The sequence below is a fragment of the Allobosea lathyri genome (assembly GCF_900108245.1).
Lineage (GTDB): Bacteria > Pseudomonadota > Alphaproteobacteria > Rhizobiales > Beijerinckiaceae > Allobosea > Allobosea lathyri.
Map to the genome: position 1 here is coordinate 430,876 of NZ_FNUY01000001.1, position 22,565 is coordinate 453,440.

Here is a 22,565-nt window from a genome sequence, read left to right on the forward strand (position 1 = left end):
TAACCGGATCATCGCCGGCTCGGGTCCCGCTCTCCCTGCGCCAGTTGGAGACAGAGGGAGGGCGGTTGCCCTGATAGCGCTCTGCTGTCTTCTGGCGCTCGTCGCGGCATGGTCGGTCACGCTGGGCACGGCACGATTTCCGTTTTCGCGGGTGCTCGGCGCCGTTTTCGCCTTCGACGGCTCGCGCGAGCATCTGGTGATCGCGTCGATCCGCCTGCCGCGCCTGCTGGCCGGCCTGCTGGCGGGCGGCGGACTGGCCGTCGCCGGCGCGATCGTGCAGGCGGTCACGGGCAATCCGCTGGCCTCGCCTGGGCTACTCGGCATCAATGCCGGTGCCGCCTTCGCCGTGGTCATCGCCATCGCCGCGGCCGGAGCTGGATCTGGCGACGTTCATGTCTGGTACGCCTTCGCAGGGGCGGCGGCAGCCGCCGCAACCGTCTATGCGTTGGGCTCGGCCGGTCGCTCCGGCGGCACTCCGCTCCGGCTGGTTCTTGCCGGCGCGGTGCTCGCCGGCTTCCTCACCTCGCTGACCACCGCCATCCTGATTTTCGACCAGGGTACGCTCGACGCCGTACGGCTGTGGACCGCCGGCTCGCTCTCGGGCCGGTCCATGGCCCAGGTCGCCGCCATTGCGCCCTATACGTTCGTCGGTCTGGCCGCAGCCACACTCTCCCGGCGTCACATCACGACATTGAGCCTGGGTACCGACATCGCCCGGTCGGTCGGTCAGAGCCCGTTGGTCTGGCGCGGCCTGTCCGTCGGGATCGTCGTCGTGCTTGCCGGCGGAGCGGTGGCGCTCGCCGGACCGATCGGCTTCGTCGGCCTCGTCGTGCCGCATATCGCAAGGTTCTGCGTCGGCGCCGACTACCGCTGGATCATCCCCTTCAGTGCGCTCGGCGGCGCTCTGCTGCTCGTCCTGGCCGATACCGCCGGACGCATGTTCTTCGGCAGCCAGAGCTTTCCGGCCGGCGTCACCATGGCGCTGATCGGCGGCCCGTTCTTTCTCTGGCTGGCGCGCTACCGCGCGGGTGGCCGCCCATGAAGCCGATCGTCGCCGCCCTGCTCGTCGCGCTGGCGGGGCTGTCCGCCGCCAGCCTTGCCCTCGGCGACGTCACCATTCCCGCAGACGAACTGGTGCTCGCCATCGTGAACCCCGCCGCCGCAGCGCAAGACACGCTTATGATCGTGCTGGAGTTGCGCCTGCCGCGCGCGCTGCTCGCGCTCCTCGTCGGGATGGCGCTGGCCGTCGCCGGGACGATCGCGCAGGCGGTGATGCGCAATCCCCTGGCCGAACCCGGCATCCTCGGCATCAATGCCGGGGCAGCACTGGCGGCGATGCTGCTGATCGTGGCGTTGCCCGGCGCGTCTCCCGCGCTTCTGCCCTGGGCGAGCTTCGCGGGAGCGGGCGCCATGGCGGCGGCGATCTATGCGCTTTCCTGGCGCGGCGGCACCTCTTCGCTGCGGATCATCCTGATCGGCATCGGCCTGAGTTCGCTGGCGGGTGCGGCCACCACGCTGCTGACCGCCTTCGGCGAGATCCGCGACGTGCAGCGCGCCATGATCTGGCTCGCCGGTAGCGTCTACGACGCGGACTGGAGAAAGGTGCGGCTTCTCGCTCTATGGCTGTCCGGGCCGCTGGTACTGGCCTGGCTCGGAGCCCGCGAACTCGACCTCGTCCGCTTCGATGACGATACGGCGCGCGGTCTCGGCCAGCGCGTCGATCTCCTGCGCGCCCTGACAATCCTGCTGTGCACGCTGATCTCGGGCGCCGCCGTGGCAGCCGCCGGGCTCATCGGTTTCGTCGGGCTGATCGCGCCGCATCTGGCCCGGCGCCTCGTAGGCCCGGCTCATTCCCGGCTTATGCCCGTCGCAGCGCTGACCGGCGGGGCACTGGTGATGGCCGCCGATCTCCTGGGACGGACGGTCATCGCACCAGCGCAGCTTCCCGCTGGCCTGGTGACGGCTCTGATCGGCGCCCCCTTCCTCGGCTATCTCCTGTGGGGGCGGCGCCATGTCCCGGCCTGATTCGAACGACCGTGCCACTCTCGCGGCCGAGCGGCTGTCTCTCGCCTATGGTCGCGTCAGCATCGTCGACAGCCTTGACCTCATCGTACCCGACCGCGCCTTCACCGCGCTCGTCGGCCCCAACGGCAGCGGCAAGTCGACCATCCTGCGGGCGCTGGCCGGCCTGCTGGCACCCAGGGACGGCACGATATTACTCGACGGGCGCTCGATCGCCAGGCTTCCGGCGAAGGAGATGGCTCGGCGCGTCGGTGTGCTGTCGCAGGGGCCGGGCGCTCCGGAAGGGCTGACCGTGCTCGATCTCGTTCGGCAGGGGCGCTATCCGCATCGCTCCCTGTTCGGGCGCTGGTCACAGGCCGACGAGGACGCCTGCGCGCGAGCCCTGTGGCTGACGGGCATGGACGCGCTGTGCGAGCGGCCGCTCGACAGCCTGTCGGGCGGCCAGCGTCAGCGCGCCTGGATCACGATGGCGCTGGCGCAGGAGACCGACATCCTGCTGTTGGACGAACCAACGACCTTCCTCGACCTCGCACATCAGATCGAGGTGATGGAATTGATCGCCGCTCTCGTCGGCGATCGCGGCAAGACCGTCGTCGCGGTGCTGCACGACCTCAATCAGGCGGCCCGCTATGCGGACCACATGGTTCTCCTCAAGGCCGGACGTGTCGCCGCAGCGGGCCGGCCCGATGAGGTCATGACCGTGGAATCGATCGACGAGGTTTTCGGCGTCACGGCCTGCATCATGTCCGATCCGGTCACGGGCACGCCGATGTGCATCCCACTCACTAGAGGGCGGCCAGCGACCCACAGCAGGGGCGACGCGCTGTTGCGCGAAGGCAACGAATCCGGACATTCACGCTCATTGCGCCTGCAGCCGCAATCCTGCCTCGGGCGAAATCCCGATGGAAAAACAGAGGTTAAGCCTGCAGCGGAAAAACAAACCTAGATTAATTATAAACTATTGTTATTGCACGTCTTTTCAGTTCCGTCTACGCAAGTTTCCGCCTGATCGGACGATCCGACGGGCGATGTCACCGGCGGTCGCTGGCGGATCGGAAGCGAGACGGGATGGGACAGCGGCGCGATGCCCGCTTCCTCTTCTGGAGCTGCCGCATGTTTGCCAGCACGCCATAGGCGGTCCGGAACGAAACCGAAGCAATGCCGACGCTGACTGGCGCCATATCCGGGCTGAACGACGTTGATAGCAACGAGTTGCTGAACCGCGCGATCGAAGCCCATTATGAGGAGATCGTCGCAGCCGTCGGCCGGCGTGGCCATTCGCGCGGCGCGGCGCGCGATATCGTCCATGACCTCTATGTCAAACTCGCCGCGCGGCCGCATGTCCTGCGGGAGAAGCGCTCGATCGGCGCGTTTCTCTGCCGGGCTGCCATCAATCTCGGCATAGACCACTTCCGGCGCGAGCGCTTCGAGGCGCGCCTGTTCTCCGGCAGCGAACAGGAAGCGCAGTCGGCCGTCGCGGAGGGCGCCGCGCCGGACCGTGCTCTGGCGATCGAGGCGCGTATCGCGATCCTGCGCGATGCGATCGGCGAATTGCCGGTGCGCCGCCGCGCCGTCTTCATCCTGCACAGGCTCCATGGCCTCACGCCGGACGAGATCGCACGGAAGCTCGGGATCTCCCGCAACATGGTCGACCGGCATCTGCGCCACGCGCTGGCGTATTGCCTCGATCGCCTCCTGCAGATCGGCTAGAGAAGTCCCAAACTGACAGGCCCATTCGTCTATCGGTTGAGACTTGGTGATCTTAAGGACTCCCATGCCGGGCAGGCGAGCGACCCGCGCGCAGCGAAAGCGCCACGAGGATGCGGCGGGCTGGCTCCTGCGCAACCGGGAAGCCGGTCAGCCGGCGGCGGAGCAGGCGGCATTCCGGGCGTGGCTCGACGAGGCCCCGGAGAACCGGCGTACATATGAGGTGGCTGAGCAGCTCATGGGCGAGGCTCGAACTGCCATCGCCTCCGATCCGGCGCTGGCGGATTTCGAGGTCAAGCCCAGTAGCGCGACCAAGCCGGTTCTCGGCATGCTCTTGGCCCTTGCCGCGACCGGCACGCTGTTCATTGCGCTCGACGGGCCCATGCGTCTCCGGGCGGATGCGATGTCGGGCACCGGCGAGATGCCCGTCTTCATGTTGGCGGACGGCTCGACCGTGCAGCTCAACGCTTCATCGGCCGTCGCCTATGACTACACGACCGGGCGCAGAACGGTGCGGTTGCTGCGAGGGCAGGCCTATTTCGAGGTCGCGCGTGACCCTACGCGCGTCTTCACGGTCGAAGCAGGCACCACCCGCGTGACCGCGCTCGGCACGGCTTTCGACGTCCGCCTCGGCGATGCGGAGACGGACGTCACCGTGACGCACAACGCCGTTCAGATCGCGTTCGAGGGTGCGGAGCAAGCACCGCTGCGCGTGACGCGGGGCGAGCAGGCGGTCTATGATCACAGCACGGGAACCAAGGAAATACGGCCAAGCGACGGCGTGACGGCGCTCGCCTGGCAGCGCGGGCAACTCGTCGTCGACAACGCGCCACTCTCCCATGTGGTCGAGGAGATGAACCGCCATTTTCCCGGTCGGATCGTGATCGCCAACGGCGAACTGGCACGGCGGCGCGTCAGCGGCACATTGATGATCTCAGACACGAATGCGGTTCTGGTCTATCTGGAATACGCGCTGCGCGTGACTACGAACAGGATCGGCCCGTTGATCGTCATCCGATGAGTGACGCTTGCCCCGACATTGTTGCCTTGGAGGAGCAGGCTCAGTTCTTCAAGTTTGACCCTGCGGGGTGCGCGCATACGGTTGTCGGAGCCCTACGGCGAAAATTTCCGGCGCGGTGGTTGTCCGCCGCGCCGGCTTTGTTACAGATCTGTCTGCTCAGACAAGAGCAGTGCATCGTCAACATCGATGCCAAGGTAGCGCACGGTGCTTTCCAGTTTGGAGTGCCCCAGTAGCAGCTGGCAGGCGCGAAGGTTGCCGGTGCGCTTGTAAATCAGCGCGACCTTCGTGCGGCGAAGGCTGTGGGCTCGTCCCCCTGCTTCCCTTGGCACAGCAGTTTTTCCAGGGCGCTGACGGCCGACCCCATTTTGGTTCGCTTGCCTGCATTTGGGCCCGGACTGGCCAAAGCAGGCTCATCCAAAATCGCGAAAACGGAGCGGAACCGAGATGCATTCTGGTCGTTAGGGAGTCGCCCAACATCGGAGGAAAAACACATGGCAAACGAACCCAAAACCCTCGACGACCTGTTCCTCGATACGCTCAAGGACATCTATTACGCTGAAAAGCAGATCCTGAAGGCGCTTCCGAAAATGGCGAAGGCGGCCAAATCGCCGGAGCTCAAGCAGGCCTTCGAGAAGCATCGCGACGAGACCGAGACACATGTCGATCGCCTTAGCGACGTGTTCGAAATCATCGGCAAGGCGCCTCGCGGCAAGACCTGTGACGCGATCCTTGGGATCATCGAGGAAGGCAAGTCGATCATCGAGGAATTCGAGGGCAGCCCGGCGCTCGACGCCGGCCTCCTCGCTTCGGCTCAGGCCGTCGAGCATTACGAGATCTCGCGCTACGGCACGCTGAAAGCCTGGGGTCAGCAGCTCGGCCTCGCGAATGCCGTGAAACTGCTCGACCAGACGCTGACCGAGGAACTGAAGACTGACCAGGCGCTCTCGACGCTCGGCGAAAGCAAGGTCAACAAGCAGGCTCAGGCCAAGGCTGCGTAACTCAAAGCGGCTCCGCCATGCCGGAGCCGCAATTTCCTTTACGAGGGTGTCATGCCCGACAAAACCGATCCGATTTCCAGTCTTGGCCAATCGTCGCTCTTCACCCGACTGTCGCAGGCAGTGGCCCGCTACGCCGGTAAGCCTGCCACATCCTTCATCGCGCTTTCGGTCGTGATCGTGTGGGCGCTGTCGGGGCCTCTCTTCGACTTCAACGACACCTGGCAGTTGGTGATCAACACGTCGACGACGATCATCACCTTCCTGATGGTCTTCGTGATCCAGAACAGCCAGAACCGCGACACGGCCGCCATGCAGATCAAGCTCGACGAGCTCCTTTCCAAGGTCGAAGGCGCGCGCGAGGAGCTGATGGACCTCGAGGAGCTGGACGAGGAGAAGCTGGCGACAATCCGTGACGACTACGAGAAGCGCGCGGCGACAGCCCGTCGCGAACCCAATTGCAGCGTGCCGGGACTGACGTGAGTGAAACACAGCCAACCGTAGACACGCTGTCAGGCGAGGCCCGGTCGCCCTCCCGGCCGGCGACGCCCTCTTGGCGGGTTCGTGACCCACCTCGCGGCGGCCAAGACCGAGCTCCTCGACGTCCCGATAAGTGTGATCGAAACGCACTCTGCCATGTCGTGCCCAGTGGCGCGCGCCATGGCCGAAGGCGTTCTGGCGAACACGGCGGCCGATCTTGCGCTAGCTATTGCTGGGTTACCGGCCCTGTCCCCGATGAGCGCCGAAATCCGTTCGGCCGCGACTTTATTGCAGCGGCCTCCAAGGCGGGCGAGCGCATTGAACACCGTTGCGAATTTGGCCCGTTTCCGTCGCCCGTCCTGCTCGATGCCGCCCTTCGAACGGCCATCGATTTAGGTCTCGAAGCTGTGCGATCGCACCGTACACGCGACGCTTGGGCAGTCCTGCCGTCTAAACTCTAGAATCCTTCGAACTGATCGCCCGCAAAAGCGTTGGAGGCTCAAAACCACAGGAGGTTTTGCCATGAACGCGATGCGCGAACAGAGCCTGTCAGTCTGGATGGATATCGAAGTCGCCTCCGATGCCGCTCCGCTTACCGAAAACACGAAGGCGGACGTGGCCATCGTTGGCGCAGGGATCGCGGGCCTATCGATCGCCTACGAGCTGGCGCTGCGCGGCCGCTCAGTGATCGTTCTGGACCGCGGACCGATTGCCGGTGGCATGACAGCGAGGACGACCGCGCACCTCGCGCCCATCTGCGACGACTCGCTTTCCGAACTGCTTTCAATGCGAGGCCAGGAATTGGCACGGGGTTTTCAGGCTAGCCAGAGCGCAGCCGTGGACCGGATCGAAGCCATCCAGCGCGACCTCGCGATCGACTGCGAATTCCGCAGGCTGGATGGCATTCTTTTCCTGGATCCTGCAAGCGAGCCATCCGTTCTGGACGACGAGGTCTCGGCTGCCAGCGCGATCGGCGTAAAGGTCGAGCGCGGCAAGGGATTGCCGCTGGAGACGCTGCAAGACCGACCCTTTCTGCGCTACCCCGACCAAGCCACGTTTCATCCCCTCAAATACCTTCGCGGCCTTGCCGAGGCATTGGAGAAGAAGGACGTGCGGCTGCACGCGTTCTCAGCGGTCGAAGAGATTTCTGAAGACCAAGGCCGCGTGCAGCTACGTCTCGCATCCGGCCATATGGTTGATGCGTCTTACGCCGTCGTCGCGACGAACTCTCCGATCCATGACCTTTTCGCCTTGCACACCAAGCAGGCGCCTTACCGCACCTATGCCATGGGCTTCGAGATCGAACGCGGAGCCCTGGCGGACGCACTCTATTGGGACACCGAAGATCCCTACCACTACGTCCGGCTGGCCTCGGGCGCTGACGGGAAGGATGTCCTGATCGTCGGCGGCGAAGATCACAAGACCGGCGAGGCCGACGACGCGCCGGCACGTTTTGCGGCTCTGGAATCCTGGATCAGGATGCTGGTGCCGCATCTGGGTCCGGAACTCTACCGCTGGTCCGGTCAGGTCATGGACACGCTCGATTATTGCGCTTTCATCGGGCGTGAGTCGCAGCGCGAACGCACCTTCGTCACCACCGGCGATTCTGGCCAGGGCATCACACATGGGGTTGTTGCCAGCCTCATCATCCCCGACCTGATCGACGGCAGGGACAACCCCTATGCTGCCGTCTACGATCCCGGCCGCAAACCGATCAAGGCCGCTGCCACCTTCGTCGCCGAAAACAGCACGCTGGCGACCAACGTGGCGCAATATCTCATGCCGGGTGAACTTGAATCCGTCGACGAGCTCCAGCCCGGCCAAGGCGCGATCATTCGCGATGGTCTCAGCAAGATCGCGGCCTATCGCACCGAGGACGGCACTCTCTATCAGCGATCAGCCGTGTGCACCCATCTCGGTTGCCACTTGCAATGGAACAGTTTCGAAAAGTGCTGGGATTGCCCCTGTCACGGCTCGCACTTCGCACCCGACGGCAGCGTGCTCAACGGTCCGGCGATTGTGCCGCTTGGAGAGGTCGACAGCGGCCAGCATGCCAAGGCGGCCGAATGACGGGCTCCTGGATCACCTTGCTCGGCTTCGTTAAGTTACCGCCCATCTCCAGCTGTCAGCCCCGCGCCAACTCGGGACGTTGAGACATTGCCCGGAATCGGACATTCGTCGCTGGCTCAAGCGACGTCGGTCTCCAACGTCCTGAGGTCGACAGACTGTCCCCATGCGTCGGCTGTGGTTGCAACGGCTGGGGCAACTATCCTGTACCTTTGCTGCGGATCATCATCCCCCCTCAGAAGCTGACCCTGAGCTGTGCCGATCCGCCGATGCGGGCACTGTTGCCGGAGAGTTCCCCGTCGAGATTGAGGCCGAGCGAGACGCGCTCGGAGAGCCTCGCCATCATGCCGGCGCTGAGGAGTGCACTGTTGCGGTCGACCTCGGCGCCCGTCGCGGTGAAGACGGCACCGGGCAGCCCGGTTAAGCTCGCGGTCAGATCGACATCGCGCTGGACGTAATGCGCCCAGGCGGCCCGGACATGACCGGTGACCGGAACGCCGCCGAATACCGTGTCGGCATCGAGCTGTACGCCGAGCTCGCTGCGGGCGGTGGCGTCGTTGCGCTTCGCCAGTGCCAGCACCCCGGCATCGGCTCCCGCCCAGTTCGCCTCGACCACCGCCGGGCTGCGCGCCCGCGTCGCCTGGATCGCGGCCAAGGGCGAGACCGACAGTCCATTCCAGCTCAGCAGGGCGGCGCTGGCCTGCATCCGTCCACTCCAGGCCGTCGTCGCATAGGAGGAGGACAGGCTCGAGCCCAGTGCCGGGATGCCGCGGCTTACGTCGTTCTCCAGCCGCGCATAGCTCAGCGCGCCCCCGAGCTTCACGGGGCCGAGCTGCATCACGCCATAGAGGCCGGCCTGCAAGACATCCGCATCGATCTTGCCGCGCAGGCCCGGCAGCGACGCGCGTGCGGTGCCGCCCGAAACCGCGAGGCCGGCGACCGCGCCCGGCATCAAACGGATATCAACGCCCGTCGCCAGATGGGCATCGTCGATGTTGCGCCTGGCGGAGCCGATGCCGGCGTTGCCGTCGGTGCGGCCATGGGAACCATAGGCGGAGCCCCAGACCGAGTAGAACGGCATGTCGAGCCGCGAGGGCACCACAGGCTGATCCGCGCCCTTGCGAGCGAGACCGGAGAGGGCTGCCGTACCCGGCCCGGCGCTGCCGGCGCCGAGCCGGCCGGCCGCGGTCGGATCGAGCATCGTGCGCAGGAACTGGTCGGAGGCGACATGCGCCATGGCGGGCGCGGCCGTATGAACCTCGCCCGAGAGGCTGTTCACCGCCGCCGGGATCGAAGCCGCCGGCAGGTCGTAGATCCCGAACAGGGCAGACGGATCGCCGCCGTTCGCCACTGCGGCGTCGATGGCCGAGGCGATGGCATAGGCATTGGCCGGGCGACCGACGCCGAGGCGCGGGCTCGCCGGCTCCGGCGTCGGCACGACAGGGTCGACGATCGGGGTCAGCGGCTTTGGCGTCAGCGTCAGCTGCACAGTGTTGGCGGTGTAGCTCACCGCCGTGGTGACGCCGTCACCGAAGGAGCCGGTCGTGTCGACCGGGCTGAAGCTCGTGCCACCGAGCCCGCCGGCGGCGGAGAGCAGCGTATAGGCGCTGTTGAAGCTGTAGGCGCCGCCCAGCGGCATCAGCCTGAGCGTACCGGCGAGGCTAGCCGTGCCGGTGACGTTGACGCGGTCGGACACTGCGCCCTGGATCTCGGCGAGATAGGTCGAGCCGGGGGTAAGCGTCAGGTTGCCGTTGACCGTCAGCGTTCCCGGCGAATTGCCCGGCGAGAGCGTGCCCCCATTGATCACCGTCGTCGGGACCACGCCCGAGCCGCCGAGCGTGCTGCCGGCCGCCACCGTCACGCCCGACGACGCCGCGATCGAGCCGTTTACGATCAGCGAACCGGCGCTGACCAGCGTCGCCCCCTCGTACTGGTTCGTCCCGTTCAGGGTGAAGCTGCCCGTGCCGACCTTGGTCAGGGAGCCATCACCGATAACGCTGCCGATGGTGCCGCTGAAGACGGTGCTCGTGTTGTTCGCGCCCGTTGTCAGCACCGCTCCCGGGCCGAGGATCACACTCGTATCTGCCTCGCCGGCGAGCGAGCCGATCCGCTGGTCGAATACCGTTTCGAACTGCGAACCGGCCCCGGCCAGGGTGACCGCCCCCGTGGGTGACAGGGCGTTGGGCTCGTAAACGGCGAACCGGGCGCCGTTGGAGACATTGATCGCCGCCGAGTTGCGGATTGAGCCGTTCTGGCCAATTCTCAGCGTCCCGCCGGCGACGTTTGTCGGACCGGAATAGGTATTGGTCCCAAAGATATTGAGACCCGCCGATCCCGTCTTGGTCAGGCCGCCCGAGCCGGAAATATCACCCCTGAAGACAAAAAAGGCACTGTTGTCGATGGTCAGCGTCGCCGTGCCCAGATTAACGGCTGTACCGGGGGCGTTCCCTTCCAGTCTCCTAACGGTCTGGTTGTAGCCATTGAGGTCCCAGGTGCTGCTGCCCTGGAGGACGATACCGGCAGAAGAAGCCAGGGCATCGGCCGTGCCCATCCGCAGCGTACCTGCCGAGATCGTCGTGTCTCCGGTGTGGCTTTGCACTCCGGCCAGGGTGAGGGTGCCAGTGTTCGTCTTCGTGAAACTGCCATCGCCCGAGATGGTCCCGGAATAGCTGCCATCCGCGCTCTGATCGAAGATCACGCCGCGCGTGCCGGCACCGGTCGCAAAGGTCAGGTTGCCGGCCATGCTGGCGGTGTTGCCGCTGAGAGTCCCTTCCCGGATCGCCCAGTTCTGGTTGCCGGCTCCCGACAGCGCCCAGGTCGAGGAGCCCGTCTTTTCGTAAGCCGAGAAGCCGGTATGCGAGCTCACCAGATTGCCAATATCGACGGTGCCATCCGCGCTTCCGCCCAGCGCCAGCATATTGTTGGTGCCGCCGCCGTGGACCAAGACATTGCCGGTGGTCGTCGATCCCGACCAGATCTCGAAGCGGTTGTTGCTGCCGAAGAGCGCGACCGCATTGGCGCGCACGCCGTCGCCGGAAAGCCCGCCGGAGATCGATCCGGAATTGATGATCGAGATGCCGCCGCTCGCCGCGCCGACGATGCCGACACCGCCGGGACCAAAATTGCTGCCGGCAACGACCGTGCCGCCATTGCCGCCGCGGATCGTTCCGGCATTGTCCAGGCTTGCGCTCTGGCCATCCCGGAACACCACGCCAGCACCGCCGACGCCGGCAGCATAAACCGGGTTGGTCGATGTCTGGTTGCCTCCGGCGCCGCCCGAGATGACGCCGGTCGCAGTGTTGGCAATGGTCCCGCCCCAGGCTTCCAGGCCCGCGCCGCCCGATCTTCGAGCGGACACGCCATGGCCCACATCGGCATCGCCACTGCCGCCGCCGGTGATCGTGGCCCGGTTGTCGATGGTGCCCTGATTGCTCAGGACGCCCGCACCGCCATGGCCGACAAATTGGCCCGACCCGCCGGCCCCACCTGTGATGGTGCCAGCCTGGTGGGACAAGGTGCCGCCATTGCACAGGAACAGCCCGGCGCCGCCGTTCCCGGCATAGGAGCCGTCGCCGCCTTGCCCGCCGGCAATGGCGCTGGTGCCGCCCGCTCCGGAGCCGACGGTGACCGTGCCGCCGTCGAGCAACACCAGCCCGGCACCGCCACCACCGCTGGCATCAGCGCCCGCGCCGCCCGCGCCGCCCGTGATGGCGAAGCCGTTCGTGTCCAGCGTGGCGCCGGCGCCTGTCAGAACAAGGCCGCCAGCACCGCCGCCGGCACTGCCATCCCCGGCCAGGCTGCCAGCCGGACGATTCAATCCAGCCGCGCCAGCTCCGCCGGCAAAGCCCGAGCCAAGCTGGAAGGGAGATGTCGTGTTCAGGACAGTGCCGACGCCTCCGGCTCCGCCCGCTCCGCCATCGCCGGGAAATGCGTTGTCGAGGCTGCCCTCACCACCGCCGCCACCACCACCGGCCGCGAGATCATTGGGCGTTCCGGGGGCCCCGCCTGCGCCGCCGAGCCCTCCAGCGCCATTATCTCCGGTTCCGCCCGGCGAGGCGGAGCCGCCGGGAGTCTGCGCCGCATCGCCGCCAGCCCCTGTCAATCCAAGTGACCCGCCGCCGGCCCCGCCGCCGCCACCTGCGATGCCGCCAGCTCCATAGCTCGTGCCAGTGCCACCACCCGTACCGCCACCCTGAGTGATCTGCTGCGCGGCAGCCGGGTAGGGCAACAGCAACAGCCCCGCGCCAAGCGACAATCCCAGCGAAAGGCAGGTCCAGGAGGTCGTCATACGCAGGCTTTTCCGCCGCCGCGAAACGGAACCGGCACGCGTGCCAATCTCCCCACCGGCATCGGCGAGCAAACTTGATCGCGACGCCGGCGCCGCGATGGCGCAGTGAGACGCAAGCGGGCGCATCAGCGAACCGCGTCCGCGAACCGTCATGGAAAATCCCCCTTCTGTGGCGCGAGCGGGCCGACGGCCTTTTCAGCACCGCTCCGATCGCGCGTCCCTCTCCGGAGCGCCACGTCCGGCCCTTGCAGCCGAGCTGGCGAACGCGACTGCCACGCACCGACACCCCAACAGCGTCTCCACAAGTCGTCCGGCGGACAGCGAGGCGGATTCGAAGCAGGATAAATCCCCGACTCCCGGCAACGCCATCAATCAATTCTGCTGAATTCTGACCAATTCTTGCAGGACTTCTGCCGGAGCGGCGAAGGCGACTGCCCATGCCAAAAAAATGGCCGCATCGCCCCGTGACCCACCTGGCGCAGAGGCTCGGGACGTGCCGCGCAGCCCTTTTCTCTTCGGGCGCTCAAAGAAGTATTGTTGATGCTTAAATTTATCGTGGACAACCTGTCTAGCAATCAATTCTGACAAATTCTTGCAATCGAACCGCACTTGCACGACCATTTAACTCCTGCAAAGTGTAGGCTTCTCGCACTTGTCGAATGAAGCGGGCGGGACAGGCTCATGAAATTGCGCAGAAATGCTTGATCTCAAAACCGTTCTGGTCGTTGCGCTGGCGACTGCCAGCTTGCAGGCCGTCGCCTGGATATTTGTGTGGCGGGCTTGGCGCCATCTCTACGAACTCAAATTCCTCGCAGCAGGCTTTGGAGCCATTGCGGTAGGCCTTCTCCTGATGCTCGTTCGCGGCGCGGAGCCGGCCGCTTCAGCCATCGTGCTGCACAACACGGTCATCAAGCTGGGCCTCGTGCTGCTCGCCGAGGGGCTCGCGCGCTTCCTCGGGCAGCCGCGCTACACATGGATCGGCGTCTCGCTGCTCGTCTTCCAGATCGTCGTCTGGAGCGCTGCCGTGGTGATCGACCCCGACAACCTGGCGATCCGCATCCACAGCTCGACCGTCTTCACCGTGGTCATGATGTCGGTGATGTGCCTGGGGCTCGGGCGAGACAGGACGCAGCCTCCGCTCCTGCGCTGGATCACCATTGGGCTTCTCGCCGAGTACATGGCGGCCAGCATCCTGCAGAGCGTCATCGAGTATCGTCTGCCGGCCGAGTTCGACAGCGGCCCGATCCTGGCGGACCGCAACGCCTGGTATCTGTTGCAGGGCACGCTTTTCCTGATCGCGCTTTTCGCCTGCCTGCTCTTCATGGTCAGCGCGAGGCTCTCCGCCGACCTGCGCAGGAATCACGATGCTCTGCTGCGGGAAGTGGAGGAGCGGCGAAAACTCGAAAGCCGGCTCAGCGCCAGCCTGGAGGCCGAGCGTGCGTTGCGCGACGAACAGGCGGACTTCATGCGCGTCGTGAGCCATGAGTTCCGCACGCCGCTCGCGATCATCCGCAACGCCGCCGACATGATCGGCTTGGTTGGCGACACATCGCCCGCCGCGACCCGGGAGCGGCTCTCCGGTATCGGCGAGGCACTCAACCGCCTCTTCTCCCTGATCGACAGGTTCATGGCGGATGACCGGGAGAGCGGCTTTCGGCCGGAAGCGCTCCAGCTCGGCGCGCTGATAGGGGACGCGCGGCTGCATTTCGAGATGACGGCTCGTGGCGACCGCCTGCAGTTTACCGTGGAAGACGAAACAGCCTCTTTCGACGCCGATCCGGAGATGCTCGCAACGGTCATCATCAACCTGATCGACAACGCCTTGAAATACTCGCCGAACGATCAGCCGGTCCACATAGCAGGCAGGGCGGAGCATCGAGTCATCGTCATCGAGGTCCGGGACCGCGGCATAGGCATTCCCTCTGCCGAGCTGAGCAAGATCGGACGCCGCTTCTTCCGAGCGTCCAATGCCAAGGCGAGCACAGGCACCGGCCTTGGGCTCTACTCGGCGCGCAAGCTCTTAGCCTATCATGGGGGAACGCTGCAGCTGCTTTCCAACGATGAAGGGGGAACGACAGCCACCGTGAGCCTGTCCTTGCCCCGTGAGGCGTCCGGTGCCGAGTTGCCAGAGGAGACGACGGCGTGACGCATATTCTGATCGTCGAGGACGAAACAAGGCTGCGCAAGGATCTGATCGATTTTCTCGGCCTGTGCGGGTTCTCAGCCAGTGGGGTCGCAACGGCGCAAGAATTGCGGCAAGCGCTCGCGGACGGCAATTCACCGGATGTCATCATTCTCGATGTCGGCTTGCCCGACGGGAATGGATTTGAGCTCGCAAGCCAGATTCGCGAAGCCCATCGCTGCGGCATCATCATGCTCACGGCGCTTGGCGACAGCGACGACCGTATCAGGGGGTTTGAGAGCGGCGCCGACATCTATCTCGTCAAGCACAGCACATTGCGCGAGATCGAGGCGGCAATCCGTAGCCTGCTGCGTCGAAGCGCCAGCCTGCCCAACGCGGCAAACGGGAATGGCGATCAATGGGTGTTGGACGGCACGAACTGGATGCTGGTCGCGCCCAATCACCGTTCGCTCAAGCTGACGGCAACCGAATTCGCCTTCATGAGTGTGTTGTGCAGTTGCGGTGGCGACATCTGTCAACGCGAGAGCTTGATGGAGACGCTCGCTCGTCCCAAGTCGAATTTCGGCAACCGTCATCTCGATGCCATGGTCAGTCGGTTGCGTCGCAAGATTGAGGAACGCACCAACCTGCCGGCGCCCATCAAGGTCGTCTATGGCGTCGGTTACACCTTTACGGCCACCGCGGCGGTGCAATGAGCATCCGTTGAACGATTGCTTCGGCTTTCCGCACCAGCGCGCACCGCGGATTGCGCCAACTCGACGATCAAGCGTCGCCCGAACCGGACACTCAGTGACAAGCAAAGGCGGCGCCCCTCAGGGACGCAGACGGATCATCGCGCCCGTTTGGGCCAGGCTGCTATGCCGATGCCGGCTGTGACCCCGACAAGCCCCGCTGCCAGGCTCGCACTCAAGCTCTCGCCCAGCATGGGCACTGCAAGAAGTCCGGCTGATATCGGGTTGACGGCGACGGATACGGCGACCAGCGTTGGCGAGGTCCTCCCGAGCGCGTATGCCCAGAGATAGAAGATCAAAGCGCCGCCGATTACGGCGAGATAGGCGAGGGCGGACCATTGCAGGCCGCTCATCTGAGGAAACGCGGAGGCCCGTCCGCTCACCAGCGTCAGCAGAACAAGGGCGCTGGCTCCCACAGCCATTCCGGAAGCGGCGAAGGCGATCGCCGTCGAACGCGCGACAAAAGGCCGTGACCAGACGTTATAGAGCGCCATGCAGCCAGCCGCTGCGACCATGATGAGGTCCCCGCGCCAGGCGCCGGCAGGGGCATCGTGCAGGCTGCTTGCCAAGGCGACCGCAACGCCGGCCATCGCGACCAGTACACCGATCGACTTACGCAGCGTGAGGGCCTCGACACGCAACATCGCTGCCGCCGTCATCGTCAGCAATGGCAATGTCGAAAGAGCAAGGGCGGCTCGTGCCGCCGTCGTATAGATCAAGGCGGCGTTGAAGAGGATCGGGAACATCCCAAAGAACAGCAGCCCCAGACCAGCAACGCCGGCCCAGTCGGACCGCGCAGGCCAGCGTTTCGGCTGCGCCATCGTGAGTGCCAGCAGGACAAGAAAGCCGCCGCCGAACCTGAATGCACCCATCGTGATCGGATCGAGCGTACCGGACAGGTAGCGCGTCGCGACAATGGCAGTGCCTCCCAATGCGCTGGACAGGATCGCCGCTGCAAGGCCCGCATTCATTCGCAATTGTCTCCATTGCCGGCGCGCTTGTAACCCGCGAGGCCTTATTTCAGAATGAAATAATATGGATGATGATCACAATGAATTCGCATGAGGTCGACGGTGCTGGATCCTGATCTTTTGCGCGTCTTCGTCACTGTGGCCGATAGCCTCTCGTTCACACGGGCGGCTGAGCGGCTCAACCGAACGCAGGCAGCTGTCAGCGCGCAGATCAAGCGACTGGAAGAACGGGTCGACGTCCAGCTTTTCCGCCGCTCTACGGCCCGTGTCGAGCTGAGCGAACACGGCGAGCTTTTGCTGGCCGATGCTCGCCGAATCCTGGCCCTGCAAGATGCCGCAATCGCGCGCCTGGCGGGCCGGAACGCGCTCATTCATCTGCGGCTGGCGATCATGGAGGATTATGGCACGAAGCATTTGCCGCAAATTCTGGCCGAGCTTGCCGAAAGGTTTCCTTTGGCGCGGGTCGATGTCGAAGTCGGATTGACCTCACGCCTGTTGACGAGGCTCGGTCGGTCCTTCGACGTCGTCATCGCCATGCACCCGGCTGGAACGGGCGAGGGCGAATTGATCTGCCGGGAGAATGCGGTTTGGGTTGCATCGGCGAAGCGTCAGGTCGAGGAACTCGATCCGATGCCGCTCGCTCTCTCCAATCCCGATTGCCTGTTTCGGAACTGGGCTAGCGCTGCGCTCGATGAGATGCAGAAGCCGTGGCGGCTGGCTTATCTCAGTCCAAGCTTTGCGGCTGTGGAGGCGATCGTTGAGCAAGGTCTCGCCATAACTGTGATGAAGGCCAGCCTGATAACGTCACGGCTGCGCCAAATCTTGCCACCGCAACTTCCGGCCTTGCCGTCTGCCGAGATCCGACTTCACCGCACGGCGGGACTTGCCTCTCGGGAAGAGGTTCTTGTCGACCATATAGCCGAGCGGCTACGCGCTCTCGCCGGGCTGTGAAAAACTAACCCGTTCTTGCGCCAGCGTCGCAAGCTAGGACGCCGCCAGAACGCGGATCATGGCGAGTCGAGGAACCTTCAATCCCGCGCGCCGTAGCTCAATCGCGATATGAGCGCGTCGACAACTGGCGCCGGACCAATGAGCATGGGTTGCCGTGTCGGAAAGCCGTAATCTGGTTTGAGAAGATCAGACAGATCCAGAGCGGAGCCGTCCAGATAGCGCTCCACATGGCCAAGCGCCCGTGTGAATGGCAGCGCGGGCGCGAGATCCCACAGATAGCAGGGGCCGGTGATAATGGCGTCGCAGCGGCCCGCGGCCAGCATCATGAGATGGTACAGGTTGGAGCCGAGGTTATGGAGCCGATAGCCTTCGACCCGGCGAACGTCGATCGCGTCATGAATCGAGGTGATCATGATGTTGCGGGTGTCGGCCGCCACGGATTCCGGGCGGCGGGGCATGGGCTCGCCGTTGAGAAGCGCCCTCCCGTCTTCGAAAATAAAACTCTGGCGCGGGATCGGGAAATGCAGATATCCGCTGACGGGGGTCGTTCCGTCGATCAACCCCATGCCCAGCCCCCATATAGGCAAACCGCGCGCGAAAGAGGCCGTCCCGTCGAGAGGATCTATCGCCCACTGACGGCTCGCGCTGGGCAGATACGATTCCGCCTCCTCTTCCGAGATCACGCCGATATCAGGCGTATGGGCCATGAGCCGCTCGAGAACATGGGTTGAGGCGGCTTGATCGGCCTCTGTCACCGCGGAGCCGTCGCTCTTGTCCTGTGCGCTCAGCTTGCCGTGAAGAGGCAGCGTGATCTCGTCATATTCGCGGAACACGCGCGTCACGAAGTCGAGATGGCTGGTGGCGCGGGGAGGATGAAGAAGGGTCACGACATGCCTTTGACGAGATACTTTTGGGCGACGAAACACAGGACGATGACCGGGAGCACGGCGACAACGCCGAGAGCGGAGACTTCGCCCCACAGGATGCCGCGCTCGGTCTTGAAGAAAACGACCGCGGTCGAAACCATGTTGACCTTGGACGAGCTGAGAAACAGCGCGTAGGTGAACTCGTTCCAGGCGGCGAGGAAGCACATGATCGCCGTCGCAAACAGCCCCATGCGCACCTGCGGCAGCACGATCCTGACGAGAACGCCAAGACGGCTGCACCCATCGAGCATCGCCGCTTCCTCGACCTCGGGCGCGAGCGCGGCAAGGTAGCTGCGCATCATCAGCACGACGAACGGAAGGTTGAAGACCATGAAGGTGACGATGAGGATCGTGTAGGTGTCCAGCATCTCGAAGGTGAGGCCGATGACGTAGAACGGCAGGACCAGCGCGATCGACGGGAAGATGCGGGAGGAAAGGATCGCGAAGACGACGGCCTCCTTGCGCGGGAAGCTGAACTTGTGGATCGCATAGGCTGCGACCGTGCCAAGTGTCAGGCACACGGCGACGTTGCTCAGCGACACGATCAGGCTGTCGACGATGTAGCCGTACAGCCCGTGATTGACGATCGCGGCCTGATAGTTCTCCAGCGTTGGGCTGAAGATGAAGCGCGCCGGCTCATAGAGCATGGCCCGCGTCTTGAACGATGTGACCAGCATATAGAAGACGGGGAAGGCGGCGAAGGCGCAGGCCAGCGCCAGCCAGGCATAGTCCCGCAGGCGAGCCTGCATCATGTCGGCTGCCCCTTGCGGCCTGTCACCACCATCAGCGCCGAGAGGGCCGTGATGATGAGCACGAGAATGACGGCGGCTGCCGCGGAAAGGCCGATAGCACCCAGCGTGAACGCCGTTTTGTAGACGTAGAGCGGAAGAATGGTCGTGGCGTTGCCGGGCCCGCCATCGGTCAGAGTAAAAATCGGGCCAAAGGCCTGAAAAGCCAGAATGGCCTGGAAGATGCTGCTGCTGAGGATCACCGGCCGCAACTGCGGAACGATGATGAGCCAGAAGACCTGGCGATCGCTGCAGCCGTCGAGTCGCGCGGCCTCGAGCGGCTCGGGGGCGATATTGCGAAATCCTGCGAGGATCATCAGGGCCGACAGCGGGAAATGCATCCAGACCAGCACGATCAGGACAGATAGCAGGGCGTAGTTCTGGCCCAGCCACACGATCTTCAGCCCGAAAAGCCTTTCCGTAGCAGCGTTCACGATGCCAAAATCATAGCCCAGCATCAGCTTCCACATCAGCCCGGCAATGGCGGGATTGACCGCCATGGGCAGGATGATCAGCGTCGTCGCGATGTATTCGAGGCGGATTTTCTTGCTTAGCAACGTCGCGACGCCGAGCCCCAGCAAGGTCTTCAGCACGACGCTGATCACGGTCACGAGCAGACTGAGGCGAACGGCAGGCCAGAACTCGACCTCCCGCCCGGAAAGTAGCCGGCGGTAATTGTCCAGCCCGACGAATTCACGCTCGGACCACGTATATCCGATCTCGAACGAGGTAAGGCTGATATAGGCCAGCAGCGCCACGGGTACCGCGCTCAATAACAGGAGCGGCAGGGCCGTGGGCCCTAGCCAGAGCCATGGCACGAAGCGCTTCATCGGGTCGGTTGCCGGTTTTCGATCATCGGAGCTGCGATCAGTTGCTCTTCTTGATTCGCGCGGAGATCTGCTCCAGATCCGGTCTGGCGGCAGCCAGCGCCTCCTTGGGCGTCATCTTTTTCAGCAAGGCCTGTCCTGCGTAAAAGCCGGCCGTCTGCTGGATCTTGTTGGCTTCCGCGGTCTGCGGGACCCAGTTGCGTCCAATCGCCAGAAGATTGCCCGCGGCATCCAGGCTTTCCTTGATCGCGCGGGCGAGATCGGGGTCCTTGCCGACGAAGTCGGAACCGGTCAGCGTCGATACGCGTGACGGCACGCCGCCTTTCGCGATGACGTCCTTGGCCTTCGCCTTCGAGGTCATCCAGGCGATGAACGCCCAGCCGGCTTCCTTGTTGCGGCTGTTTGCGGGCAGGCCGAGGCTCCAGCCACCAACAGGGCCGAAGCGCCCCTTCGGGCCAGCAGGGGGTGGCACGTAGCCCACTTTGCCGACGACCTTCGATTTGGAAGGATCGGTGAGCCAAGGCTGCAGGGAAGTCGCGTCGAACCACATCGCGGTCTTGCCGGAGGCGAAGGCGGAGACCGCCGCGTCCCAGCTATAGGTTTCGACATCCGGCGGCGCGTTCGACAGGAGCGCGAGCAGGTATTCCAGGGATTGCAGCGTCTCGGAACTGTCGACGGCGACGTCCCAGGTCTTCTGGTCGATGATGTTGGCGCCGAAAGCCGGCGTGAACAGCTCCCAGCTCAGGGCCAGCGTGCGGCCGGTCTCGGCCCGCATCGAAATACCGGACAAGCCGGGTTCCTTGTTCTGGAAGAAGCGCGCGGCGTCCAGCAACTCATCCATGGTCTGGGGGGCGGCTCGACCGTATTTCTCGAACAGATCCTTGCGATAGGACAGGAAGAAGGTTTCGCCGGCTACGGGAATGCCGAGCACCTTGCCCTTCGTGCTGCCGATGCCCTGCCGATAGGCGACGTGGATGTCCTCGAAATCGTAGTCGTCCGGCGTCGCCGCCGTATTCTGGATGAGGTCGCGCAGGTCCGTCAGCATGCGCTTGGCCTCGTATTCGGCCAGCGCGGTGCCCCTGACCATGTAGACGTCGTAGGACGTGTCCCGCGCCGTCTGCGCGAGAAGCTGCTTCGACATGATCTCGCCGCTCCCGACGACTTCCCACGTCACCTTGATGCCGGTCGCCGCCTCGAATTCAGGGGTCAGCGCCTTCATTGCATCCGAGGCCGGATGGGAGATCGCGAGAATGCGAACTTCGCGGCCCGGCTTGCTCTTCAGCGCGGCTTCCCAAGCGGCGAAAGGCGCGGCTTGAGCAAAGCCCGAAGGCAGGCCCGCCACTGAGACAGTCAATCCTGAAAGCAGAATTTCTCGACGAGACAGCGCCATGATCCAACTCCCTAGACTGGGCTTGATCGCCCATTTGAGCGCATGTATGCACATATGATGCATAGCGGTCAATTTGCTGATTGTGCGATCTGGATGGGGCGTCGCGGGGCGCCGAAGCGGCTGTCGTGGCAAGGACGGCTGCTTCGGACGAACGGGGCATGAAATCGGAATGCTGAAGAGCAAGGCTCAACCAGCGGCATGCGATGATGTACCTACTCACCAGCGCCACCTGGGCGTGGTGATGGAGTTGGCCATGGCAAGGAAACCGCGCGACGAAGCCGGGTCGGTACGAAAGCAGGACAGCAGGTCGGCCGCGCGCACGATCCAGCTTCTTGAGGTCGCGCGGCGCTTCTATCTCGATACGGAGTCGAAGGTGGTTATCGCCAAGCGTCTTGGGATCAGCCGCTTCACGGTGTCACGCCTGCTCGAGCAGGCAAGAAGCTCGGGTCTCGTCCGGATCGATATCCGTCCGCCGGCGGATGTGGACTTCGCGCTGTCGTCGGCCCTGATGCGGAAAACCAGCCTCAAGCGGGCCATTGTCCTGCCCTCGGTCGATCCGGGTTCCGAACTCGGACTCCTGGCGGATGCCGCGGCGTCATATCTCGTCGAGGTGGGCGTCTCCGAAGATGTCCTCGGCCTCGTCGCGGGACGGACGACCAGCCTGATCCTCGATCGCATTGAGGAACTGACAGCCTGCTCGATCGTGCAGCTGTCGGGGGTCAGCAGGGCATCGTATTTCGAACACAGCCCAGCGGAGACGATCCGGGCGATGGCCATGCGCTTTCGTGGGCAGACCTATCCAATCTATGCGCCGCTTCTATTGGATGATGCCGCGCTCGTGGCGTCCCTGCGCGAACAGATCGGCATCGCCGACAGTGTCGCCCAGTTTCCCAGGTTGACGCGGGTGCTGTTCTCCGTGGGCGCCTGGAAGGATGGCGGTTCGGGCCTTTACGAAAGCCTCGATCAGGCAGGGCGGGACAACGCCGCAAAAGCTGGCGCGGTGGCCGAGATTTTGGGGCATCTGCTCGATGCAAGCGGACGGCGCATCTGCCAATCGCTGTCGGACAGGTGCCTCACGATCCCGTTCGACTGTCTCAATGCGGTTGCAGACCGGGTCGCTGTCGGGGGCAGCGCGCGCGCCCAGGCCGTCCTTGCTTGCGTAAGGGCCGGTGCGGCAACCACTCTCGTAACCGATTCCAGGACGGCGGAATTTGTCCTGGCGGAACTGGGATGATCGGGGTGGCGGCGAGCGCTGGGC

At 64.5% G+C, this 22,565-nt stretch carries 20 protein-coding genes and 2 pseudogenes; 14 read left to right on the top strand and 8 right to left on the bottom strand.

Going from position 1 to position 22,565, the window contains the following annotated elements; translation table 11 throughout:
* Positions 1-10 precede the first annotated feature (10 nt).
* The 5 genes from C4S73_RS01960 to C4S73_RS01980 all read left to right on the top strand — a co-directional run bounded on the left by C4S73_RS01960 (position 11) and on the right by C4S73_RS01980 (position 4,750).
* Positions 11-1,042: a FecCD family ABC transporter permease gene (locus C4S73_RS01960; protein ID WP_103871247.1), complete on the top strand. Its 1,032-nt coding sequence runs from the start codon at positions 11-13 to the stop codon at positions 1,040-1,042.
* Positions 1,039-2,025, top strand: coding sequence for a FecCD family ABC transporter permease (locus tag C4S73_RS01965; protein WP_103870765.1), 987 nt, complete (start codon positions 1,039-1,041; stop codon positions 2,023-2,025). Before C4S73_RS01960 ends, C4S73_RS01965 begins: the two co-directional genes overlap by 4 nt.
* Positions 2,012-2,968 (top strand): ABC transporter ATP-binding protein, encoded by a 957-nt coding sequence (locus C4S73_RS01970; protein WP_103870766.1) that lies wholly within the window; start codon positions 2,012-2,014, stop codon positions 2,966-2,968. The genes C4S73_RS01965 and C4S73_RS01970 overlap by 14 nt, the downstream gene beginning before the upstream one ends.
* Positions 2,969-3,180: 212 nt before the next feature.
* Positions 3,181-3,732, top strand: coding sequence for an RNA polymerase sigma factor (locus C4S73_RS01975; protein ID WP_103870767.1), 552 nt, complete (start codon positions 3,181-3,183; stop codon positions 3,730-3,732).
* 64 nt (positions 3,733-3,796) lie between these two features.
* Positions 3,797-4,750: a FecR family protein gene (locus tag C4S73_RS01980; RefSeq protein ID WP_103870768.1), complete on the top strand. Its 954-nt coding sequence runs from the start codon at positions 3,797-3,799 to the stop codon at positions 4,748-4,750.
* A 140-nt stretch (positions 4,751-4,890) separates the two neighbouring features.
* Here the strand turns inward: C4S73_RS01980 and C4S73_RS28545 are convergent.
* Positions 4,891-5,064, bottom strand: a pseudogene (locus C4S73_RS28545) (integrase); the annotation flags it as partial.
* Positions 5,065-5,241: 177 nt separating this feature from the next.
* Here C4S73_RS28545 and C4S73_RS01990 point away from each other — a divergent pair.
* The 4 genes from C4S73_RS01990 to C4S73_RS02005 all read left to right on the top strand — a co-directional run bounded on the left by C4S73_RS01990 (position 5,242) and on the right by C4S73_RS02005 (position 8,295).
* On the top strand, positions 5,242-5,748 hold the full coding sequence (locus C4S73_RS01990; RefSeq protein ID WP_103870769.1) for a YciE/YciF ferroxidase family protein: 507 nt from the start codon (positions 5,242-5,244) through the stop codon (positions 5,746-5,748).
* Between the two features lie 51 nt (positions 5,749-5,799).
* The gene (locus C4S73_RS01995) at positions 5,800-6,228 is read left to right on the top strand and encodes a low affinity iron permease family protein (RefSeq protein WP_103870770.1); all 429 of its coding nucleotides are present in this window, start codon (positions 5,800-5,802) and stop codon (positions 6,226-6,228) included.
* A gap of 81 nt (positions 6,229-6,309) precedes the next feature.
* The gene (locus C4S73_RS29030) at positions 6,310-6,621 is read left to right on the top strand and encodes a CinA family protein (RefSeq protein ID WP_103870771.1); all 312 of its coding nucleotides are present in this window, start codon (positions 6,310-6,312) and stop codon (positions 6,619-6,621) included.
* 126 nt (positions 6,622-6,747) lie between these two features.
* Entirely contained in the window at positions 6,748-8,295 is a 1,548-nt protein-coding gene (locus tag C4S73_RS02005; RefSeq protein ID WP_103870772.1) for an FAD-dependent oxidoreductase, read from the top strand.
* A 232-nt stretch (positions 8,296-8,527) separates the two neighbouring features.
* Here C4S73_RS02005 and C4S73_RS28845 read toward each other — a convergent pair whose 3' ends face one another.
* A complete protein-coding gene (locus C4S73_RS28845) occupies positions 8,528-12,580 on the bottom strand; it encodes an autotransporter domain-containing protein (protein WP_160115646.1) in 4,053 nt (1,350 codons plus the stop codon).
* A 372-nt stretch (positions 12,581-12,952) separates the two neighbouring features.
* Positions 12,953-13,201: a hypothetical protein gene (locus tag C4S73_RS27820; protein ID WP_146071247.1), complete on the bottom strand. Its 249-nt coding sequence runs from the start codon at positions 13,199-13,201 to the stop codon at positions 12,953-12,955.
* Between the two features lie 76 nt (positions 13,202-13,277).
* Between C4S73_RS27820 and C4S73_RS02020 the strand changes: the two genes are divergently transcribed.
* Together C4S73_RS02020 and C4S73_RS02025 are read left to right on the top strand one after the other, a co-directional pair.
* A complete protein-coding gene (locus C4S73_RS02020; protein WP_103870774.1) occupies positions 13,278-14,726 on the top strand; it encodes a sensor histidine kinase in 1,449 nt (482 codons plus the stop codon).
* Positions 14,723-15,418 carry a response regulator transcription factor gene (locus C4S73_RS02025; RefSeq protein WP_103870775.1) on the top strand — a complete coding sequence of 232 codons (696 nt, stop codon included), beginning with the start codon at positions 14,723-14,725 and terminating at the stop codon, positions 15,416-15,418. The genes C4S73_RS02020 and C4S73_RS02025 overlap by 4 nt, the downstream gene beginning before the upstream one ends.
* Before the next feature lie 134 nt (positions 15,419-15,552).
* On the opposite strand, the gene C4S73_RS02030 is transcribed toward C4S73_RS02025, so the two are convergent.
* Complete coding sequence (locus C4S73_RS02030; RefSeq protein ID WP_103870776.1) at positions 15,553-16,425, bottom strand: DMT family transporter; 873 nt, start codon at positions 16,423-16,425, stop codon at positions 15,553-15,555.
* 90 nt (positions 16,426-16,515) lie between these two features.
* Here C4S73_RS02030 and C4S73_RS28555 point away from each other — a divergent pair.
* Positions 16,516-16,656 (top strand): annotated as a pseudogene (locus C4S73_RS28555) (helix-turn-helix domain-containing protein); the annotation flags it as partial.
* A 159-nt stretch (positions 16,657-16,815) separates the two neighbouring features.
* A complete protein-coding gene (locus C4S73_RS02035) occupies positions 16,816-17,376 on the top strand; it encodes a LysR substrate-binding domain-containing protein (protein ID WP_244595424.1) in 561 nt (186 codons plus the stop codon).
* Positions 17,377-17,453: 77 nt separating this feature from the next.
* On the opposite strand, the gene C4S73_RS02040 is transcribed toward C4S73_RS02035, so the two are convergent.
* The 4 genes from C4S73_RS02040 to C4S73_RS02055 form a co-directional block, all read right to left on the bottom strand.
* Positions 17,454-18,263: an inositol monophosphatase family protein gene (locus C4S73_RS02040; protein ID WP_160115647.1), complete on the bottom strand. Its 810-nt coding sequence runs from the start codon at positions 18,261-18,263 to the stop codon at positions 17,454-17,456.
* Positions 18,260-19,054 carry a carbohydrate ABC transporter permease gene (locus tag C4S73_RS02045; RefSeq protein WP_103870779.1) on the bottom strand — a complete coding sequence of 265 codons (795 nt, stop codon included), beginning with the start codon at positions 19,052-19,054 and terminating at the stop codon, positions 18,260-18,262. Before C4S73_RS02045 ends, C4S73_RS02040 begins: the two co-directional genes overlap by 4 nt.
* Positions 19,051-19,848, bottom strand: coding sequence for a carbohydrate ABC transporter permease (locus C4S73_RS02050; RefSeq protein WP_160115648.1), 798 nt, complete (start codon positions 19,846-19,848; stop codon positions 19,051-19,053). The genes C4S73_RS02045 and C4S73_RS02050 overlap by 4 nt, the downstream gene beginning before the upstream one ends.
* A 109-nt stretch (positions 19,849-19,957) precedes the next feature.
* Positions 19,958-21,307, bottom strand: a complete 1,350-nt coding sequence (locus C4S73_RS02055) for an ABC transporter substrate-binding protein (protein ID WP_160115649.1) — start codon at positions 21,305-21,307, stop codon at positions 19,958-19,960.
* Between the two features lie 169 nt (positions 21,308-21,476).
* Here C4S73_RS02055 and C4S73_RS02060 point away from each other — a divergent pair, with 169 nt between their 5' ends.
* Positions 21,477-22,541 (top strand): sugar-binding transcriptional regulator, encoded by a 1,065-nt coding sequence (locus C4S73_RS02060; RefSeq protein ID WP_103870782.1) that lies wholly within the window; start codon positions 21,477-21,479, stop codon positions 22,539-22,541.
* Positions 22,542-22,565 lie beyond the last annotated feature (24 nt).

What these genes read in the sequence shown, in the direction of transcription:
- C4S73_RS02035 (WP_244595424.1), top strand. Translation starts at nt 16,816, where the DNA reads ATGGAGGATTATGGCACGAAGCATTTGCCGCAAATTCTGGCCGAGCTT.
- C4S73_RS01975 (WP_103870767.1), top strand. Translation starts at nt 3,181, where the DNA reads ATGCCGACGCTGACTGGCGCCATATCCGGGCTGAACGACGTTGATAGC.
- C4S73_RS28845 (WP_160115646.1), bottom strand. Translation starts at nt 12,580, where the DNA reads ATGACGACCTCCTGGACCTGCCTTTCGCTGGGATTGTCGCTTGGCGCG.
- C4S73_RS01970 (WP_103870766.1), top strand. Translation starts at nt 2,012, where the DNA reads ATGTCCCGGCCTGATTCGAACGACCGTGCCACTCTCGCGGCCGAGCGG.
- C4S73_RS02030 (WP_103870776.1), bottom strand. Translation starts at nt 16,425, where the DNA reads ATGAATGCGGGCCTTGCAGCGGCGATCCTGTCCAGCGCATTGGGAGGC.
- C4S73_RS01965 (WP_103870765.1), top strand. Translation starts at nt 1,039, where the DNA reads ATGAAGCCGATCGTCGCCGCCCTGCTCGTCGCGCTGGCGGGGCTGTCC.
- C4S73_RS01995 (WP_103870770.1), top strand. Translation starts at nt 5,800, where the DNA reads ATGCCCGACAAAACCGATCCGATTTCCAGTCTTGGCCAATCGTCGCTC.
- C4S73_RS01980 (WP_103870768.1), top strand. Translation starts at nt 3,797, where the DNA reads ATGCCGGGCAGGCGAGCGACCCGCGCGCAGCGAAAGCGCCACGAGGAT.
- C4S73_RS02060 (WP_103870782.1), top strand. Translation starts at nt 21,477, where the DNA reads ATGCTGAAGAGCAAGGCTCAACCAGCGGCATGCGATGATGTACCTACT.
- C4S73_RS02055 (WP_160115649.1), bottom strand. Translation starts at nt 21,307, where the DNA reads ATGGCGCTGTCTCGTCGAGAAATTCTGCTTTCAGGATTGACTGTCTCA.
- C4S73_RS02045 (WP_103870779.1), bottom strand. Translation starts at nt 19,054, where the DNA reads ATGATGCAGGCTCGCCTGCGGGACTATGCCTGGCTGGCGCTGGCCTGC.
- C4S73_RS02005 (WP_103870772.1), top strand. Translation starts at nt 6,748, where the DNA reads ATGAACGCGATGCGCGAACAGAGCCTGTCAGTCTGGATGGATATCGAA.
- C4S73_RS01990 (WP_103870769.1), top strand. Translation starts at nt 5,242, where the DNA reads ATGGCAAACGAACCCAAAACCCTCGACGACCTGTTCCTCGATACGCTC.
- C4S73_RS02020 (WP_103870774.1), top strand. Translation starts at nt 13,278, where the DNA reads ATGCTTGATCTCAAAACCGTTCTGGTCGTTGCGCTGGCGACTGCCAGC.
- C4S73_RS27820 (WP_146071247.1), bottom strand. Translation starts at nt 13,201, where the DNA reads ATGGTCGTGCAAGTGCGGTTCGATTGCAAGAATTTGTCAGAATTGATT.